This is a genomic window from Brachybacterium kimchii (assembly GCF_023373525.1).
Classification (GTDB): Bacteria; Actinomycetota; Actinomycetes; order Actinomycetales; family Dermabacteraceae; genus Brachybacterium; species Brachybacterium kimchii.
On the sequence record NZ_CP097218.1, the window covers coordinates 1,890,941 to 1,908,703 of the forward strand.

The 17,763-nt window shown below is 72.3% G+C and carries 17 protein-coding genes; 13 read left to right on the forward strand and 4 right to left on the reverse strand.

The genetic code is table 11. The features are described 5' to 3' along the window. Window positions 1-25 precede the first annotated feature (25 nt). From M4486_RS08940 to M4486_RS08975, 8 genes are all read left to right on the forward strand, one after another. Window positions 26-814: an HAD family hydrolase gene (locus tag M4486_RS08940; protein ID WP_283257971.1), complete on the forward strand. Its 789-nt coding sequence runs from the start codon at window positions 26-28 to the stop codon at window positions 812-814. Beyond that, window positions 811-3,363, forward strand: coding sequence for a glycoside hydrolase family 65 protein (locus M4486_RS08945; protein WP_249480811.1), 2,553 nt, complete (start codon window positions 811-813; stop codon window positions 3,361-3,363). The genes M4486_RS08940 and M4486_RS08945 overlap by 4 nt, the downstream gene beginning before the upstream one ends. Before the next feature lie 106 nt (window positions 3,364-3,469). Continuing rightward, window positions 3,470-4,705, forward strand: a complete 1,236-nt coding sequence (locus M4486_RS08950; RefSeq protein ID WP_249480812.1) for a YihY/virulence factor BrkB family protein — start codon at window positions 3,470-3,472, stop codon at window positions 4,703-4,705. Beyond that, window positions 4,702-5,268: a peptide deformylase gene (gene def, locus M4486_RS08955; protein ID WP_249480813.1), complete on the forward strand. Its 567-nt coding sequence runs from the start codon at window positions 4,702-4,704 to the stop codon at window positions 5,266-5,268. The genes M4486_RS08950 and def overlap by 4 nt, the downstream gene beginning before the upstream one ends. A gap of 39 nt (window positions 5,269-5,307) precedes the next feature. Then, complete coding sequence (locus M4486_RS08960; RefSeq protein ID WP_249480814.1) at window positions 5,308-5,745, forward strand: QcrA and Rieske domain-containing protein; 438 nt, start codon at window positions 5,308-5,310, stop codon at window positions 5,743-5,745. Window positions 5,746-5,750: 5 nt separating this feature from the next. Next, the gene (gene trmB / locus M4486_RS08965; protein ID WP_249480815.1) at window positions 5,751-6,605 is read left to right on the forward strand and encodes a tRNA (guanosine(46)-N7)-methyltransferase TrmB; all 855 of its coding nucleotides are present in this window, start codon (window positions 5,751-5,753) and stop codon (window positions 6,603-6,605) included. 123 nt (window positions 6,606-6,728) lie between these two features. Then, window positions 6,729-7,769 (forward strand): LCP family protein, encoded by a 1,041-nt coding sequence (locus tag M4486_RS08970; RefSeq protein ID WP_249480816.1) that lies wholly within the window; start codon window positions 6,729-6,731, stop codon window positions 7,767-7,769. Window positions 7,770-7,872: 103 nt separating this feature from the next. Further along, window positions 7,873-8,238, forward strand: coding sequence for a DUF4235 domain-containing protein (locus M4486_RS08975; RefSeq protein WP_152352072.1), 366 nt, complete (start codon window positions 7,873-7,875; stop codon window positions 8,236-8,238). A gap of 132 nt (window positions 8,239-8,370) precedes the next feature. Here the strand turns inward: M4486_RS08975 and phoU are convergent, their stop codons facing one another. Beyond that, window positions 8,371-9,045 carry a phosphate signaling complex protein PhoU gene (gene phoU, locus M4486_RS08980; protein ID WP_249480817.1) on the reverse strand — a complete coding sequence of 225 codons (675 nt, stop codon included), beginning with the start codon at window positions 9,043-9,045 and terminating at the stop codon, window positions 8,371-8,373. Window positions 9,046-9,271: 226 nt separating this feature from the next. On the opposite strand from phoU, the gene M4486_RS08985 reads away from it, so the two are divergent. Together M4486_RS08985 and M4486_RS08990 are read left to right on the forward strand one after the other, a co-directional pair. Beyond that, window positions 9,272-10,462, forward strand: coding sequence for a sensor histidine kinase (locus M4486_RS08985; protein WP_249480818.1), 1,191 nt, complete (start codon window positions 9,272-9,274; stop codon window positions 10,460-10,462). Between the two features lie 97 nt (window positions 10,463-10,559). Then, window positions 10,560-11,252, forward strand: coding sequence for a response regulator transcription factor (locus tag M4486_RS08990; RefSeq protein ID WP_200503201.1), 693 nt, complete (start codon window positions 10,560-10,562; stop codon window positions 11,250-11,252). A gap of 107 nt (window positions 11,253-11,359) precedes the next feature. Here the strand turns inward: M4486_RS08990 and M4486_RS08995 are convergent, their stop codons facing one another. Beyond that, window positions 11,360-11,968, reverse strand: a complete 609-nt coding sequence (locus M4486_RS08995) for a hypothetical protein (RefSeq protein ID WP_249480819.1) — start codon at window positions 11,966-11,968, stop codon at window positions 11,360-11,362. A 298-nt stretch (window positions 11,969-12,266) separates the two neighbouring features. On the opposite strand from M4486_RS08995, the gene M4486_RS09000 reads away from it, so the two are divergent. The 3 genes from M4486_RS09000 (at window position 12,267) to ilvA (ending at window position 14,928) form a co-directional block, all read left to right on the forward strand. Further along, entirely contained in the window at window positions 12,267-12,749 is a 483-nt protein-coding gene (locus M4486_RS09000; protein WP_152352076.1) for a CarD family transcriptional regulator, read from the forward strand. Window positions 12,750-13,036: 287 nt separating this feature from the next. Beyond that, window positions 13,037-13,399 carry a PTS sugar transporter subunit IIB gene (locus M4486_RS09005; RefSeq protein ID WP_249480820.1) on the forward strand — a complete coding sequence of 121 codons (363 nt, stop codon included), beginning with the start codon at window positions 13,037-13,039 and terminating at the stop codon, window positions 13,397-13,399. A gap of 182 nt (window positions 13,400-13,581) precedes the next feature. Continuing rightward, window positions 13,582-14,928: a threonine ammonia-lyase IlvA gene (ilvA, locus tag M4486_RS09010; RefSeq protein ID WP_249480821.1), complete on the forward strand. Its 1,347-nt coding sequence runs from the start codon at window positions 13,582-13,584 to the stop codon at window positions 14,926-14,928. Between the two features lie 136 nt (window positions 14,929-15,064). On the opposite strand, the gene galE is transcribed toward ilvA, so the two are convergent. Together galE and M4486_RS09020 are read right to left on the reverse strand one after the other, a co-directional pair. After that, a complete protein-coding gene (gene galE, locus M4486_RS09015) occupies window positions 15,065-16,066 on the reverse strand; it encodes a UDP-glucose 4-epimerase GalE (RefSeq protein ID WP_249480822.1) in 1,002 nt (333 codons plus the stop codon). A 54-nt stretch (window positions 16,067-16,120) separates the two neighbouring features. Further along, window positions 16,121-17,581 (reverse strand): GuaB1 family IMP dehydrogenase-related protein, encoded by a 1,461-nt coding sequence (locus M4486_RS09020; RefSeq protein WP_249480823.1) that lies wholly within the window; start codon window positions 17,579-17,581, stop codon window positions 16,121-16,123. Between the last annotated feature and the right edge of the window lie 182 nt (window positions 17,582-17,763).

A 17,763-nucleotide genomic window follows, 5' to 3' on the forward strand; every position in this document is an offset into this window, starting at 1 on the left:
CGCGCGTGGATCTAGCATGGAGCGCGTGCATCCGAGCCCTACGCCCCAGAGCCCGCCGCCCGCCTCCTCCCCCGGCCGCTCCCCGCAGAGCCTCCCCGTCCATCTCTTCGATCTCGACGGCGTCATCACGCCCACGGCCGAGATCCACATGGCCGCATGGGACGAGATGTTCTCCGAGTTCCTCGCCTCGCGCGGCGTCGCCGAGCCGTACACCGACGCCGACTACTTCGCGCACGTCGACGGCCGCCCCCGCTACGACGGGGTGCGCGAGATGCTCGCCTCGCGGGGGATCACCCTGCCCGAGGGCGAGGCCGACGACCCCTCCGACCAGGCCGAGGGCGAGGAGACGATCCGGGGGCTGGGCAATCGCAAGAACGCCCGCGTGCTCGAGCTGATCCGCCGCGACGGCGTCGCCCCCTACCCCGGCACCGTCGCCTATCTCGATGCGCTGCCCGCCGCCGCGCGCCTCGCGGTGGTCTCGAGCTCGCGCAACGCCGAGGAGGTGCTCACAGGCGCCGGCCTGCGCGAGCGCTTCGAGATCGTGGTCGACGGGAACGTCGCCGAGCAGGAGGGGTTGCCGGGCAAGCCCGCCCCGGACACCTTCGTCCACGCCGCCCGCTTCCTGGGCGTCGAGCCGGGGAGCGCGGTCGTCTACGAGGACGCCGTCTCGGGCGTGCGGGCGGGCTCCGCGGGCGGCTTCGGAGCGGTCGTCGGCGTGGACCGCGGCGCCGGCCGCGAGGCCCTCGCCTCCGCCGGGGCCGACCTCGTGGTCGAGGACCTGGACCGACTCATCCCCAGCGAGGAGCGCGCATGAACCCCCGCGACGTGATCACCGGCGACCCCGTGGACCGCCAGCACCTGCCCGTGGACGAGTGGCGGCTCGTGGAGTCGCGTCCCGGCGGCGACCTCGGCCAGCTCGAGACCCTCTTCACCGTCGCCAACGGCTACCTGGGCATGCGCGGCACCCCCGAGGAGGGTCGGCCGGTCCACGCCCACGGCACCTTCATCAACGGCTTCCACGAGACCTGGCAGATCAACCACGCCGAGTCCGCCTTCGGCTTCGCCCGCACCGGCCAGACCATCGTCAACGTGCCGGACTCGACCGTCATGAAGCTGTACGTGGACGACGAGCCGCTGCTCGTGGACACCGCGGAGCTCGAGACCTACGAGCGCGCGATCGACTTCCGCGAGGGCGTCCTGCGCCGCGACCTGATCTGGCGCACGCCCGCGGGCAAGCGCATCCGCGTGCGCACGAGCCGCATGATCTCCTTCACCCACCGCCATCTCGCGCAGATGACGATGGAGCTCGAGATGCTCGACGGCAGCGCGCCGGTCGCCGTCTCCTCGCAGGTCATCAACCGCCAGGACGGCAGCGACGACTTCGGCGTCCACGGCCGCACCGCGCAGAAGGACGACCCGCGACGGACCACGACCTTCGACCACCGCGTGCTGATCCCCCACCAGGACTGGCACAGCGAGCGCCGGATGCTGCTGGGCTACCGCACCGCGGACTCCGACATGTCGCTCGCGATCGGCGCGGACCACAGCGTGTACTCGGACCTCGAGGTCGAGCAGCTGGTCTCCACCGAGCCCGACCAGGGCAAGCACGTCTTCCGCACCCAGATGGTGCCGGGCTCCACCCTGCGCATCACCAAGGCCGTCTCCTACCACTCCTCGGCGTTCCTGCCGGTGCGCGAGCTGTTCGACCGCTGCCGACGCACCCTGGACCGGGTCCGCCAGGACGGCCTCGCGCACTTCGAGGCCGAGCAGCGCTCGTTCCTCGAGGACTTCTGGGGCCGCACCGACGTGCGCATCCCCGGCCACCCCGTCGAGCAGCAGGCCGTGCGCTGGTGCCTGTTCCAGCTCGCCCAGGCCACGGCCCGGGCCGACGGCCTGGGCGTGGGCGCGAAGGGCGTCACCGGCTCCGGCTACGAGGGCCACTACTTCTGGGACACCGATGTGTACGTCGTGCCGTTCCTGACGTTCACCTCGCCGCGCTGGGCGCGCAACGCGCTGCGCTTCCGCGTGGACCTGCTGGACAAGGCTCGCGAGCGGGCGCGCGAGCTCAACCAGCGCGGCGCCCTCTTCCCCTGGCGCACGATCAACGGCGACGAGGCCTCCGCGTACTACGCGGCGGGCACCGCGCAGTACCACATCGACGCGGACGTCGCCCATTCCCTCGCCCAGTACGCGGACGTCACCGGCGACCTCGAGTTCTACGACCGCGAGGGCATCGAGGTGCTCGCCGAGACCGCCCGCATGTGGGCGGACCTCGGCTTCTGGCGCAGCCACGGCGACGACCGCCACGAGTTCCACATCCACGGGGTGACCGGCCCGGACGAGTACACGACCGTGGTGAACAACAACATGTTCACCAACGTGATGGCGCGCTTCAACCTGCGCCGTGCGGCCGAGGCGGTGCGCTCCCTGCGCGAGCGCAACCCGGTCGAGTACGAGCACCTGGCCGCGAAGATCGATCTCGACGACGCCGAGCCCGCGCAGTGGGAGGCGTGCGCCGAGGGCATGCACGTCGGCCGCGACGAGGCCTTCGGCATCCATCCGCAGGACGACTCCTTCCTCGACAAGGAGGTCTGGGACCTCCCTGCCACCCCGCCGGAGGCGCTGCCGCTGCTGCTGCACTTCCATCCGCTGGTGATCTACCGCTTCCAGGTGCTCAAGCAGGCCGACGTGGTGCTCGCGCTGTTCCTGCGCGGCAGCGAGTTCACGCTCGAGGAGAAGCGCGCCGACTTCGAGTACTACGACCCGATCACCACCGGCGACTCGAGCCTGTCCTCGGTCGTGCAGTCGATCGTCGCCTCGGAGGTGGGCCACCACCGCGCGGCCCTCGACTACTTCCACGCGGGACTGTTCGCGGATCTCGCGAATCTGCACGGGAACACGGCGGACGGCGTCCACATCGCCTCCGCGGGCGGCGTCTGGAACGCGCTCGTGCACGGCTTCGGGGGCATGCGCCAGGACGACGGCGCCATCAGCTTCGACCCGCGTCTGCCCGTCTCCTGGCCCGAGCTCGTCTTCCCGCTCACCGTGCGCGGATCGCGCGTCAGCACGCGGGTGACCCAGAAGCGCATCGAGTTCACGCTCGAGGACGGCCCCGAGATCGAGGTCTCCGTGCGCGGGCAGAGCGTGCGGATCACGGCCGTGGGCGCGGGCGTCGACCTCGAGGACCAGGGCCCGCGGCTCGACGACACCGATCTCAGCGAGCCCGTGGGCCTCGGGGACCGGCGGGCCGACGGCTCCATCCTCACCTCCTCGGTCCCGGCGGACCCGGACTCCCCGTGGGAGTTCCCCGTGGTCACCGAGGATCCGGACGGCCGGCACGAGGAGCAGGAGGCGCGGGCATGAGCTCTCCCGCGCGGGCCCGGGGCGCGCACCCCGTCGGCCCGCGGCGGTGAGGGGCAGGGCGCGTCGGGAGGTCACGATCGACCGGCCGCGGCTGAGCATCTGGCACGTGCTGGACCGCGTGCGGATCCGCCTGATCGACATCCAGGTGTGGGACGTCGCCGGGACCATGACCTTCTACATGCTGCTCTCGGTGCTGCCGGCGGCGATCGCCATGATCTCCATGGTCTCCATGCTGGGCATCCAGGAGCGCACGGTCGACACCCTCGGCGATCTGGTCACCGAGGTGTTCCCGAGCGTCGATCCGGACCCCTACGAGCGCGCTCTGCTGGCGCTGTCGACGACGCGCGGCGGCGTGCTGGGACTGATCCTGGGCACGCTGGGCGCGCTGCTCTCGGCCTCCAACGGGATGGCCGCCTTCCATCGCGCCCTGCACCACGTCTACGACACCCGCGAGGGACGCCCGTTCCTGTGGTTCCGCACGATCGTGTTCGGGGAGACCGTGCTGGCCGTGGTGATGGTGCTGATGATCGCGGGCGTGGTCACCGTGGGCAGCGAGGCCACCCAGCGCGTCGGCGAGCTCGTGGGCATCCCCCGCATCGCCTTCGACGTCTGGAACGTCGTGAAGTGGCCGATCCTGCTGGCGATCCTCATCGTCGCGGTCTCGCTGGCCTACTACCTGTTCCCCAACGTGAAGCTCCCGCGGTACCGGGTGATGACGGTCGGCTCGACCCTCTCGGTGCTGCTCCTGTTCGGCGCCGCCCAGCTGCTGGGGCGGCTCACCGGGGAGCTCACCCGGATCTCCGACCTGCTGCCCGCGCTGAACGGCGCGATCGGGATCCTGCTGCTGCTGTGGCTGGCGAACATCGTGATCGTCGCCGGCGCGGCCCTGGACGCCGAGCTGCTGCGCGCCCGCCAGATCGCCTCCGGGCTGCCGGCCTGGCACCACCTGGCGCTGGAGACCCACGCCTCCCACTCCCTCGAGTTCCTCGCCGGGGTCGCGGACCACAACGAGGAGGTGGGCCGGCGGGTCAGCGAGTCCGCGAACAGCGGGGAGCCGCTGCGTGCGCCCCGCAGCGTCGCGATCGTGGACGCCCGCAGCCCCTTCGCGATCAACCCTCCCCGCCGCAGCGCCGTGCACACGGGGCCCGAGCAGCCCGTCCCCGTGATCGCGCGCCCGGCGGCGCTCGCCCCGACGCCCGCCGAGCACACCCCGACGCGCCCGAGCGCGCCCTCCGCCTCAGGGGCCGCCTCAGGGTCCGCCACCGAGACCGCGCCCGCGGACGCATCCCAGCCCCCGTCCCCCACCGATTCCCCCGCAGACCCTTCAGGAGACCGTCCGTGACCGTCCGCCCCATCACGATCCTCGGCCATCGCGCCCTCGAACGACCCACCCGACGGGTCCGCGAGGTCACCGAGGACATCCGCACCCTGGTCGCCGACATGTTCGAGACCAACGACGCGGCCGACGGCGCGGGCCTCGCCGCGACCCAGGTCGGGGCGCGCTGGCGGATCTTCGTCTACGCGTGCGAGGACGCCGCGGGCGTCGAGCGCCGCGGCGTGGTCGTCAACCCGCGTCTCGAGCGCTTCGGGAAGCTGGTGCTGGACGAGGAGTCGATCGAGGGCTGCCTGTCCGTCCCCGGACTGGGCTGGCCGACGGCCCGCTTCACGGGCGCCCGCGTCACCGGCATCGATCTGGAGGGGGAGCCGGTCGAGGTGAGCGACGAGGGCGGCGTCCTCGCGCGCTGCCTCCAGCACGAGACCGATCACCTCGACGGCACGCTCTACCTCGATCGCCTCTCCCCCACTGCCCGCCGTGAGGCGCTCGACGCCGTCACCGCGCGCGGCTGGCGCGCCCGCGGCCTGCTGACGTGGGATCCGCGACAGCTCGCGGCCGACGAGGTCTGATCCCCGCCCCGCACCGGCCCGCTGAGTATCCTGGCGGACATGGATCGCCGCCCCTGCCTCTCCCGTCGCCGCGCCCTGGGCGCGCTCGCCCTCGGCTCCTCCGCCACGGCCGGCCTCGCCGCGTGCGGACCGGATGACGAGGGCTTCGGCAATGCGGACCCGGTGCAGGCCTCCGACGATGCGGTCGCGCTCTCCGAGATCCCCGAGAACGCGACCACGCTCGTGAACTTCGGGGGCCAGGAGCCCTACGTCGCGATCGTGCGCGGCTCGGGCAGCGACGTCACGGCGCTGTCCGGCTACTGCACCCACCAGGGCTGCGCACTGGCCGTCGGCCACGACGGCGCCGAGCTCGACTGCCCCTGCCACGGGTCGCGCTTCGACGCCTCCTCCGGCGACGTGCTGCGCGGACCCGCCGCCGATCCGCTGCCGGAGGTCACCGTGGAGGTCGACGGCGACGACCTCAAGCGCGTCCGCTGAGCGCGATGGTGCCCGAGACCGCCCCGTCCGACCGTCCGCGCCGCGACGTCGTCTCCTTCGTGCGCCGCGGGACGCGGCTCTCCCGCAGCCGACAGGAGGCCTGGGACCGCCTCGCCGACGACTTCGTCCTGGACGTGCCCCGCGGCGAGCGCGACACGATCCCCGCTCCCGGTGCGCGCCTCGACCCCCGCGAGGTCTTCGGCCGCGACCGGGCCGGGACCGTCCCGCTCGTCGTCGAGATCGGCAGCGGCCAGGGCGAGAACATCGCCGCGGCGGCCGCCGCGCATCCGGAGCGCGACCACCTGGCGTTCGAGGTCTACCTGCCCGGCATCGCGCAGTCCCTGGACCGCATCGAGCGCGCGGGCTCGCCGGGCAACGTGCGCCTCGTCCCGCTGGACGCGCTGCACTCCCTGCCCACGCTGCTGCCCGCCGGTTCGATCCGGGAGCTCTGGATCTTCTTCCCCGATCCCTGGCACAAGTCCCGCCACCACAAGCGGCGCCTGGTCAACCCGCCCCTGCTGGACGCCGTGCTCCCTCTGATGGCCGAGGACGGCGTGCTGCGCCTGGCGACGGACTGGGCCGAGTACGCCGTGCACATGCGCACGGTCCTCGACGCGGACCCGCGCCTGGGATCCCTGCACCCGGGCGGCCCGCGGCCCGCCGGCGAGCCCAGCGACACCGTGCCCGAGGAGACTCCGGAGCGGGGCTGGGCGCCGCGGTTCGAGGGCCGCGTGCTCACGAGCTTCGAGCGCAAGGCGCTCGATGCGGGCCGCCTGGTCTGGGATCTCGCGTACGAGGTCCGCGGATCGCGCCCGGAGCCGGGCTACCCTGACCCGGAAGCGCCCGCGTCGGGTGCCTGATCCCGCCCCGCGGACGCAGGACCGACCCCGTCGGCTCCTCCTCGCACCCTCGTCCCGCGCACGCAGCGCGGGCCCGATCCCGCTCCCCCGCCGCCCGTCGGCCCGACCCCGGAGGACCTCCCCATGAGCGAGCCCGACATCGACCTGCCCGGCGACTGGGAGCAGGACGGAGACGCGCGCCCGCCCCGCCGCCGCAGGCGACGCGCGCTGCTGATCATCCTGCTGATCCTGGTGGTGCTGATCGCCGTGGTCGGCATCATCGCGGGCCGCTACCTCGCCTCGCTCAACGGCTCCTACGAGAAGCGCACCACGGTGAGCATCGACCGCGGCGCCTCCGACGGCGACCGGCCCGAGGACGCCGGCGGGGAGAACATCCTGCTGCTGGGCTCCGACAAGCGCAATGCGGAGGACGCCGCCGCCGAGCATGTCTCGGGGCAGCGCTCGGACGTGATGATGCTCGTGCACATCCCCGAGGACCACAGCGGCGCCTACGTGATGTCGTTCCCGCGCGACCTGTACGTGGACATCCCCGGCCACGGCAAGGACCGCGTCAACGCGGCGCTCGCCTTCGGCGGGGTGCCGCTCGCGGTGAGCACCGTCGAGGACTTCACGGGCACCCGCATCGACCATGCGGCCCTCATCGACTTCGAGGGCATCCAGGGGCTGGTCGACGCGCTCGGCGGCGTCGACGTGCAGGTCAGCCAGGACTTCACGGCCGACGGCACCACCTTCACCCAGGGCTCGATGCACATGGACGGCGAGACCGCCCTGACCTTCGTGCGACAGCGCAAGGCGTTCTCCGACGGCGACTTCCAGCGCAACCGCAACCAGCAGGCGCTGCTGCAGGGCATCGTCTCCGAGCTGCTGAGCCGGGACACGCTGTCGAGCCCCTCGAAGATCTCCGAGACCGTCGACGTGATCTCGCCGTACCTCACCACGGACGACGACCTCAGCGGCAGCGCCCTGGTGAGCCTGGGGCTCTCCATGCGCGGCATCCGCGGCGACGACATCCACTACCTGGGCGTCCCGCACGGCGATCCGTACACCACCTCGGGCGGCGCGAGCGTCGTGGCCACCGAGGACGAGGACACCAAGGCCCTGCGCACCGCCCTGAAGGACGACACCATGGACGAGTACTTCGCCGACCACGAGGGCGAGTACTAGGAGCGAGCCGGGTTCCCGGGCGGGCGCCGGGGCGAGCACCGAGGTCGCGCAGGTACCATCGGACCGTCCCCGACATCGACCCCACACCGAGCAGGAGGCTCACGTGCCCAACCCATTGGTGAAGATCGCGATGACCGGTGCCTCGATCGCCGCCGGCATCGTCGGCCAGAAGGTGATCACCGCGGTGTGGAACGCCGTCGTCGACGACGACGCCCCCACGAACAAGAACATCAAGCGCTCCGCCAAGGAGACGAAGGCCGCCCGCAAGGAGGCCAAGAAGTCCGGCGCCTCCAAGCAGGAGGTCAAGGCGATCACGGACCCCGAGAACGAGCGTCCCGCTTGGCAGATCATCGTGTGGACCCTGCTGACGGGGGTCGTCCTGCAGGCGATCCGTCAGGCCGCCCGCAACGGCACCGAGGTGGGGGCGCGCAAGATCACCGAGCGCCGCCCGCGCGCGAACCGCGGCTGATCGGGTGCGCGGCTGATCTCCCCCGCGGCGCCTGCCACCGCGGCCCGAGCCGCCGCGACATGCAGAACGGGGCCCCGACCGGATCGGTCGGGGCCCCGTTCTGCATGCTGTGCGCCTCGCCGGCGCGCGCTCTCACTCCTCGTCGGGATCCCCCAGCGCGCCCCGCGAGTCGAGGGTGTCGCCGGTGACCAGGAAGCCCACACGGCGCACGAGCGAGACGGCGTGGTCCCCGATGCGCTCGTAGTAGCGGGCGAGCAGGGTCAGGTTCATGACCTCGGCGCTCGAGTAGTCGTCGTTGCGGGCGATCGAGCGGTAGATCTCGGACTGCAGGGAGTCGAGCTCGTCGTCGTCCTTCTCGACCTGCGCGGCCAGCGCCAGATCGTTGTCGCTGATGACCTTCGCGCTCGAGGTCACGGCACCGAGGGCGAGCTCGCCCAGGCGCTGGAACTCCTCGCGATGGCGCTCGGGCACGCCCAGCTGCGGGTGGCTGCGGCGGGCGACGATCGCGATGTGCGCGGAGAGGTCGCCCATCCGCTCGATGGTCGAGCTCATCCGGAGTCCGGCGACCAGCAGGCGCAGGTCGCTCGCGACGGGTCCCTGCCGTGCGAGCAGCTCGATCATCTTCTCGTCGATCTGCATCTGATCGTCGTCGATGTGCGAATCGGCGGCGATCACCCTCTCCGCCAGGGCGAGATCCCCCTCGAGCAGCGCCGTCGAGGCGTCCGCGAGCCCCGACCGGACCAGGTCGAGCATGTCGACCAGATCCTCGACCAGGTGTCGCAGGTCGCTCCTGTAGGCCTCGCGCATGTGCCCCTCTTCTCCTCATGGCCGTGGTGGCCGTATCCCCGTCGTGGCCGTCCGGCCGTCGCGGCCGTCCCGGCGGTCGTGCCGCCGGGACGCGTGCGTGCTGACGTCCGATGGTCGCAACCCTATGTGAACGCGAGGGCACGGCTTCGTGAACTCCTGCCGACCCGCCCGCCCCGACTCCTGCCGCGGTGATTCGGCGCCGTTCACCTGCCTCTACGATGGGGGCGTGCCTGCGTCCGTCCTCCTCGTCCTCGCCGGGGCCATCGGCCTCGTGATCGGCTGTGCGGCGACGCTGTCGCTCGTGCGCCAGGACCGGCCCTCGCAGACCCCCTCGCCCACGGGGGCGGCGGTCGTCCCCCAGTCCGCCTCCGAGGTCCTCGCGATCCTCTCCACGGCATACGTGGTGCTCGATGCGGGCGGCGACGTGCTGCGGGTCTCGCCGCTGGCCTACTCGTACGGGATCGTGCGCGCGAGCAGCGGCGACTACCCGCGCCTGGCGAACCAGGAGCTCGTCGAGCTCGCGGCGGACGTGGCCCGCAACGGCGGCTACCGCGACGAGCGCCTCACGATCCGTCGGCAGGGCCCGGAGGACTCCGAGTCCGTGATCGACGTGCGGCTGGGGACCCTCGGCTCCCACGGCGTGCTGCTGCTCGCCGAGGACCGCACCCGCGCGGTGCGCGTCGAGGAGACCCGCCGCGACTTCGTCGCCAACGTCTCCCACGAGCTGAAGACGCCCGTCGGCGCGATCACGCTGCTGGCGGAGACGATGGAGGACGCCGCCGACGACCCCGAGGCCGTGCGCCGCTTCGCCCAGCGCATGCAGACCGAGTCCCAGCGCCTCTCCCACCTCGTGCAGGAGATCATCGAGCTCTCGCGCGTCCAGGGCGCCTCCGCGCTGCCCGACGCGAGCGCCGTGGACGTGGACGACGTGGTCGAGGAGGCGCTCAGCGCCAACCGCAACCTCGCCCTCGGCTCCGACATCGAGCTCAGCGGCGGCGCGTCCTCCGGCCTGCAGGTCTACGGCTCCACGACGATGCTCACCACGGCGCTGTCGAACCTGATCTCCAACGCGATCGCCTACTCGCCCGAGGGGACCCGTGTGGGCGTCTCGGTGCGCCGCGACAGCGGCATGGTCGAGATCGCCGTGAAGGACCAGGGCATCGGCATCTCCAAGGAGGACCTCGAGAGGGTCTTCGAGCGCTTCTTCCGCGTGGACCGCGCCCGCTCCCGCTCCACGGGCGGCACGGGCCTGGGCCTCGCGATCGTCAAACACATCGCCACCGACCACGGGGGCGAGGTCACCGCCTGGTCGATGGAGGGCCAGGGATCCACGTTCGTGCTGCGCATCCCCGAGATGGGACGCACCGACGCGGTCACGGTGGGCCAGGGCGGCAGACCTGCGGCGGAGGAGACCTGATCCTCCACGCCGCTCCGGACGTCGTCGGCCCCGCCGACGCGTCAGCCTCTGTATCATCCATCCAGCGCGGCGCCGCCGCACGAGAGAGAGGACGCCGATGACGCGGATCCTGATCGTCGAGGACGAGGAGTCGTTCTCCGACCCCCTCGCCTACTCCCTGCGCAAGGAGGGGTACGAGGTCGCCGTCGCCGGCACCGGCAACGAGGCGCTGCGGATCTTCTCGACCCACGGCGCGGACCTCGTCCTGCTGGACCTCATGCTCCCCGGCATCGGCGGCACCGAGGTGTGCCGCGAGATCCGCCGCACCTCGAGCGTCCCGGTCATCATGCTCACGGCCAAGGACGACGAGTTCGACAAGGTCCTCGGGCTCGAGCTCGGGGCCGACGACTACGTCACCAAGCCCTACTCCTCGCGCGAGCTGCTGGCCCGCATCAAGGCCGTGCTGCGCCGCGGTCAGGACACCGGCGAGGACGAGGAGGACGTGACCCTGCGCGCGGGCGGCATCGAGATGGATGTCGAGCGCCATGTGGTGACGGTGCGCGGCGAGGACGTCTCGCTGCCCCTCAAGGAGTTCGAGCTGCTCGAGCTGCTGCTGCGCAACGTGGACCGCGTGCTCACCCGCGGACAGCTCATCGACCGGGTGTGGGGCGCGAACTACGTGGGCGACACGAAGACCCTCGATGTCCACGTCAAGCGCCTGCGCGCGAAGATCGAGCCCGACCCGAAGAACCCCGTGCACCTGGTGACGGTAAGGGGCCTGGGCTACAAGTTCGAGGCCCTCGAGCGCTGAGCCCCGGAGCGCTCAGCGAGCCTCCCCCGCACATGGATCGGGGCGCCCACCAGGAGGTGGGCGCCCCGATCCGTCTGTCTGCTGGGTGGCGCGGCGCGCGGGCCGGGTCAGCCCTCGCCGGAGCCCGAGCCGCCGTCCGAGGAGCCTCCGTCGGACGAGCCGCCGTCCGAGGCGCCGCCGTCGGACGCCGAGCTGCCGGAGCTCTTGTAGTACGCGAGGCTCGTGTCGGTGACCGGCATCGTCTCGGTGCGCTTCTGGCCGTCGACGCTCATCGTCAGCTCCATGGTCTTGCCCGCGGCGACGGGGAAGTCGTCCACGCCCACCTCTGCGGGCGAGGACTCCTCGGGGTCCTGATCCTTCTGGAGGCTCTTGGGCTCGATCTGGACCGTGGTGTTCGCGGCGACCTTCACGCGCTGCGAGAAGACGACCGCGCCCTCGTAGGTGCCCTCGAGCGTCACGGTCGCGTCCTCGTCGGTGTAGTTGACGACCGAGGCGAGGAGCTCGCCGCGCTGGGAGTCGTCCACGATGACGATCGCGTTGCGCACGCCGAAGGTGAAGTTCTTCGAGGAGTCCTGGAGGCTGACGTTGGTGCCGTCGGCCGCCTGGTAGAAGTCGTGCGTCTGCACCGGGTTCATGTAGCTGCAGCCGGTCGCGCCGACGGACAGCGCCACGGCGGCGACGGTGAGGGCGAGGCGGGTGCGACGCAGGGACTTCACGGGGACTCCTGTTCATGTCCGTCCGGAGGGGCGACCGGACGGGAAAAGGGATCGGGGACGCCGCGCCGGAGGGCGACGCCGTACCGGTCCAGGGTAGCGCACCTCGGGCCTGTCACCGGGCACGACGAGCCCCGCGGGCGCGTGATCCCGGGCATGCGGGAGGCACCCCGGTCCGCGGGCTCGGCCGACGTGTCGGCCTGCGACTCGCACCCGCTCCGACCTGCGCTTCCGTCGAGCGGCGGCGAATTGTATCAGACGCTCCCGTGATAGACTCATAGGCAGGAAAGGGGCCATACACATGAACTTTGCCGTCGGCGAGACCGTCGTCTACCCGCACCACGGAGCAGCGCTGATCGAGGAGGTCAAGAGCCGCACCATCAAGGGCGAGGAGCGCACCTATCTCAAGCTGAAGGTGGCCCAGGGGGATCTCACCATCGAGGTGCCGGCCGACAACGTCGACCTGGTCGGCGTCCGCGACGTGGTGGACAAGGAGGGACTCGAGGAGGTCTTCGACGTGCTGCGCCAGCCGTACACGGAGGAGCCCACCAACTGGTCCCGCCGCTACAAGGCGAACGTCGAGAAGCTCGCCTCGGGGGATGTCAAGAAGGTCGCCGAGGTCGTGCGCGACCTCTGGCGTCGCGATCAGGACCGCGGCCTCTCGGCCGGGGAGAAGCGGATGCTCGCCAAGGCGCGGCAGATCCTGGTCTCCGAGCTCGCGCTCGCGGAGAAGACCGACGAGACCAAGGCCGAATCAATCCTCGACGAGGTCCTCGCCTCCTGATCGATCGTTGATCGACCGACCGTCGCGCCCTGCGGGGCGGGAGGTCATCGCCGCGGCCCCGGACGGATCCCGTCCGGGGCCGCGGCGCGTCCTGCGTCCGCGAGGTCCGGGCCCGGCCCCGTCCCGAGCCCGTGCCAGGACGAGGGATCCGGGACGACGGGCGGGTCCACCCCTCGGACCCTCTGGTCGTCGGGCCTCGCGCGTGCCAGGATGGTGACCTGCGCCACACGGCGCGGGGTCCGGCGCCGCCCGGACCGCGGGCCCGGGTTCGAAGGAAGGGAGCGTCCGTGCGCACCATCGCAGTCGTCAGCGGTTCCGGCGTCACCGCCTCCGCACATCTGGCCCGCCAGGTCCGCGAGCACCTCGCGCACCGGGGCATCCAGGCGCACGTCCTGCCCACCACGGTGATGGACATGCTCTCCCAGGACTTCCACGCCGACCTCATCATCGCGACCGTCGAGATCCCGCAGAGCCTGCGCATCCCCGTGGTCTCCGGGATGCCACTGCTGCTGGAGACGGACCCCCAGGTGGTCTTCGACGACGTCGAGCGCCTGCTCGCGCGCCCCTCCCCCGTGCGCCCGGCCCGCCATCGCCCGCCGGGGCGCCCTGTGCCCGGTCGCCCCGGGGCTCCCCAGCGCCGCACCCCGTGACCGCCTGACGACCGGGAGTGCACCCTCGCGCAGATCTGCGTACTGTCCGTGCAGGGGCAAGGATCCTCGTCGTCCCGAGCCCGATCCGCCGGCGCGCCGCACCCCGCGCGCCCCGTGCGGGCGGCAGCACGACGACTCCGGCCCCTCCCGCCCGTCCGTCGTCGACCCCTTCCGGAGACCCCATGTCCGCCACTGACACGCCCCAGCCCGTCCTCGCCGCCGAGGACGTCGAGTCCGCCGCCGCGCGCCTGGACGGCATCGTGCGCCGCACCCCCGTGCACCTGAGCGAGCGGCTGAGCGCGATCGCGGGCGTACCGGTCTGGCTCAAGCGGGAGGACCTCCAGGTGGTGCGCTCCTACAAGCTGCGCGGCGCCTACCTGTTCATGGACTCCCTGGACGGTCCGTCCCGCACCGCGGGCGTGGTCGCCGCGAGCGCCGGCAACCACGCCCAGGGCGTCGCCTACGCGTGCCAGGCCCTCGGCATCGACGGCCGCATCTACGTCCCCGGCACCACGCCCCGCCAGAAGCGCGATCGCATCACGACGCTCGGAGGCGACCGGGTCGAGCTGATCCTCATCGGCGACACCTTCGACGACGCCGCCGAGGCCGCGGCCGACGACGCCCGGCGCACGGGCGCCACCATGGTCCCGCCCTTCGACCACCCCCAGATCATGGCGGGCCAGGGCACCGTCGCCCTCGAGGCGCTCATCGACATCCGCGAGAACCACGGCCAGGACATCTCCACCGTCGTGCTGCCCGTGGGCGGCGGCGGGCTGCTGGGCGGGTGCGGCACCTGGCTGCGGGAGCGCGAGCCCTCGGTGCGCGTGGTCGCGGTCGAGCCCGCGGGCGCGGTCTCGATGGCGGCGGCCCTGCGCCATGGCGGTCCCGTGACCCTGCACGATCTGGACCGCTTCGTGGACGGCGCGGCCGTGCGCCGCGTGGGCGCGGAGACCCTGCGCGCGGCCCAGGCCATCGGGCCGGACCTCGTCGCGGTGGACGAGGGCGCCGTGTGCACCGAGATGCTCGCGCTCTACCAGACCGATGGGATCATCGCCGAGCCCGCGGGCGCGCTGGCCGCGGCGGCCGTGGCGACGGGTCTCGTGCGGCCCGACGGCGCCGACGAGGCCGAGGCGATCGGCACCGAGGCGCACGACGCCCCGAGCGCGCAGGGCGACTCGGGCGACGGCATCCTGGTCGTCGTCTCCGGAGGGAACAACGACGTCTCGCGCTACAACGAGGTCGTCGAGCGCTCCCTCGTCCACGAGGGCCTCAAGCACTACTTCCTGGTCACCTTCGCGCAGGAGCCGGGAGCGCTGCGGCGCTTCCTGGACCAGGTGCTCGGGCAGGACGACGACATCGTCCTGTTCGACTACATCAAGCGCAACAACCGGGAGGAGGGGCCCGCGCTCGTCGGGATCGAGCTCGGCGCGAAGGAGAACTTCGAGCCCCTGCTCTCGCGGATGGCCGCCTCGAACATGCAGATCGAGCGCATCGACCCCGACGACCCGATCTACCGCTACCTCACCTGAGGCGCGGCGCCTGAGGGGCGGCACCTGAGGCGCGACCGGCCGCGCACGACGGAGGCCGCATCCCCCGAGCGGGAATGCGGCCTCGTTCGTCTGCGTGAGCGCCGGCCCGGTCCTGCCGAGCTCAGCTCTCCCGGGCTCAGCCCTCCGAGGAGGACCCGGCGGCGTCCGCGCCGTTCGCGGCGTCGCGGGCCTCGACGGCCGAGCGCACGATGTCCTCGAGCGACTTCTCGCTCTTCCAGCTGAGCGTCTCGCGGATGCGGTCGGTCGAGCAGATGAGGCGCGCCGGATCGCCGGGGCGGCGCTCGCCGAGGCGCGGCTCGATCTCGATGCCCTTGACCTTCGCGATCGCGTCGATCACCTCGAGGACGCTCGAGCCCGTGCCGGTGCCGACGTTGAACACGTGGTGCGGACGGTCGTCGCCGCGGAGGTAGTCGAGCGCGGCGACGTGCGCCTCGGCGAGGTCCAGGACGTGCACGTAGTCGCGGATGCAGGTGCCGTCGGGGGTGTCGTAGTCGTCGCCGAACACCGTCGGCACGTCCCCGCGGTCCAGAGCGTCCAGGATGATCGGCACCAGGTTCATCACCAGGGTGTCGGCGAGCTCGGGCCAGCCGGCACCCGCGACGTTGAAGTAGCGCAGTGCGACGGTGCGCATGTCGTGGGCGCGCTCGGCGTCGGCCAGCATCCACTCCCCCACGTACTTCGTGGCGCCGTAGGGGTTGATGGGCCGCGGCTCGAGATCCTCGGTCACGGAGTACACGTCGGGCATGCCGTAGACGGCCGCGGAGGAGGAGAACACGACGTCGCGCACCTTGGCCTTCGCGCAGGCGGCGAGCACGTTGGCGAGCCCGCCCACGTTGTCGTGCCAGTACATCTCCGGGTTCGCGACGGACTCGCCGACCTGCTTGTGGGCGGCGAAGTGGATCACGGAGTCCGCGCCGGAGCTGGTGAGGTGGAAGGCGAGGCGGTCCACGGCATCCTTGCTCGTCACGTCGAGCTCGACGAGGTCGGCGCCCTCCGTGCGCGAGCGGAAGCCCGTGGAGAGGTCGTCGACCACGACCACCTGCTCGCCCTTCTCCAGCAGGAGTCGCACCACGTGCGACCCGATGTACCCGGCACCACCGATCACGAGAGTCGTCATGCCCCGAGCGTAACCGGTGGTCCTGCGCACGGACGACGGCGGCGCGCGCCGAGGTCAGCTCCAGGACTGGGCGAGCGGCTTGCCCTCGGCGTAGCCGCTCGCGCTCTGCAGGCCGACGACGGCCCGCTCGCGGAACGCCTCGAGGTCGCCCGCGCCCGCGTAGGTGCACGAGGAGCGCACGCCCGCGGTGATCTCGTCGAGCAGGTCCTCGACGCTGCCCGCACCGTCGGCCAGGTACATGCGGGAGGAGGAGATGCCCTCCTCGAACAGGGACTTCCGGGCGCGTGCGAAGGCGTCCTCGGCCGCCGTGCGCGAGCTGACGGCGCGCTTGGAGGCCATGCCGAAGCTCTCCTTGTACGCGCGGCCCCGCTCGTCGACGTGGAGATCGCCGGGCGATTCGAAGGTGCCGGCGAACCACGAACCGACCATCACGTTGGACGCGCCCGCGGCGAGCGCGAGGGCGACGTCGCGCGGGTGGCGCACCCCGCCGTCGGCCCAGATCCGCGCGCCGAGCTCGCGGGCGGCGCTCGCGCACTCGAGGACCGCGGAGAACTGTGGGCGGCCGACGCCCGTCATCATCCGGGTCGTGCACATGGCGCCCGGACCGACGCCCACCTTGACGATGTCGGCGCCGGCCTCGATCAGGTCCCGCGTGGCCTCGGCGGTGACGACGTTGCCGGCGACGATGCGCACGCTCGTCGACCCGCGCGGGCCGACGGCCTCGCGGGCGGCGCGCAGCGCCTCGAGCATGCGGTCCTGGTGGCCGTGCGCCGTGTCCAGGACGAGCACGTCGGCTCCGGCGTCGACGAGCGCGCGGGCGCGGGCGGCGACGTCGGCGTTGATGCCGATCGCGACGGCGATCCGCAGGCGCCCCTCGGCATCGAGGGCGGGCGTGTAGATGGTCGAGCGCAGCACACCGCGCGCGGTGAGCACGCCGCGCAGGGAGCCGTCGTCCTCGAGCACGAGGGCGGCCTCGTGGTGGGTCGCGGCGATGCGCGCATGCAGGGGCGCGGGCTCGCCGGCGGCCTCCTGGGCGCTCAGGCGCAGCACGTCGGTGCTGACCACGTCGCCCACGGCGGTGAAGGCGTCGCGGCCGGAGAGCTCCTCGGCGGAGACGACGCCGAGCGGGAGGCCGTCGGCCCCCACGACCACGACGATGCCGTGGGCGCGCTTGGGCATGAGGGCGCGCGCCTGGCCGATGGTCCCGTGCGCCTCGAGGGTGAGCGCGTGGTCGACGAGAGGATCGCGGCGCTTCACGCTGCGCACGATGTCCTCGACGCGCTCGGCGGGCAGATCCTGCGGGAGCACGGCGAGCCCGCCGCGACGCGCCATCGTCTCGGCCATGCGGCGTCCCGAGACGGCGGTCATGTTCGCGGCGACCAGCGGGATGGTCGTGCCCGTGCCGTCGTCCGACCCCAGATCCACCTCGAACCTCGACCCGATCGACGAGAGGGAGGGCAGGAAGAAGCAGTCGTCGTAGGTGAGGTCGGTCTGCGGGGTGTGGATGAGGCGCATGACGCCAGGATACGGACCGTGCGCACGGCGGGAGGGCCTGCGAGGTGAGACCTGCCACGCCGAGGCGCACGCCCGCGGACCCTCCCGACGGGCACGCACGGATCCCCTCGGACACGCCGCTCCGGTGCCCCCACGAGGGGGATATGATCCGATTTCTCCCGTTTCTCGGCGGGCTCGCGGGG

Excerpts from the sequence above, each read along its gene's own strand:
- trmB (WP_249480815.1), top strand. The coding sequence starts at position 5,751 with ATGGTGCCCGAGACCGCCCCGTCCGACCGTCCGCGCCGCGACGTCGTC.
- ilvA (WP_249480821.1), top strand. The coding sequence starts at position 13,582 with ATGTCCGCCACTGACACGCCCCAGCCCGTCCTCGCCGCCGAGGACGTC.
- M4486_RS08990 (WP_200503201.1), top strand. The coding sequence starts at position 10,560 with ATGACGCGGATCCTGATCGTCGAGGACGAGGAGTCGTTCTCCGACCCC.
- M4486_RS09020 (WP_249480823.1), bottom strand. The coding sequence starts at position 17,581 with ATGCGCCTCATCCACACCCCGCAGACCGACCTCACCTACGACGACTGC.
- galE (WP_249480822.1), bottom strand. The coding sequence starts at position 16,066 with ATGACGACTCTCGTGATCGGTGGTGCCGGGTACATCGGGTCGCACGTG.
- M4486_RS08960 (WP_249480814.1), top strand. The coding sequence starts at position 5,308 with ATGGATCGCCGCCCCTGCCTCTCCCGTCGCCGCGCCCTGGGCGCGCTC.
- M4486_RS08970 (WP_249480816.1), top strand. The coding sequence starts at position 6,729 with ATGAGCGAGCCCGACATCGACCTGCCCGGCGACTGGGAGCAGGACGGA.
- M4486_RS08945 (WP_249480811.1), top strand. The coding sequence starts at position 811 with ATGAACCCCCGCGACGTGATCACCGGCGACCCCGTGGACCGCCAGCAC.
- phoU (WP_249480817.1), bottom strand. The coding sequence starts at position 9,045 with ATGCGCGAGGCCTACAGGAGCGACCTGCGACACCTGGTCGAGGATCTG.
- M4486_RS09000 (WP_152352076.1), top strand. The coding sequence starts at position 12,267 with ATGAACTTTGCCGTCGGCGAGACCGTCGTCTACCCGCACCACGGAGCA.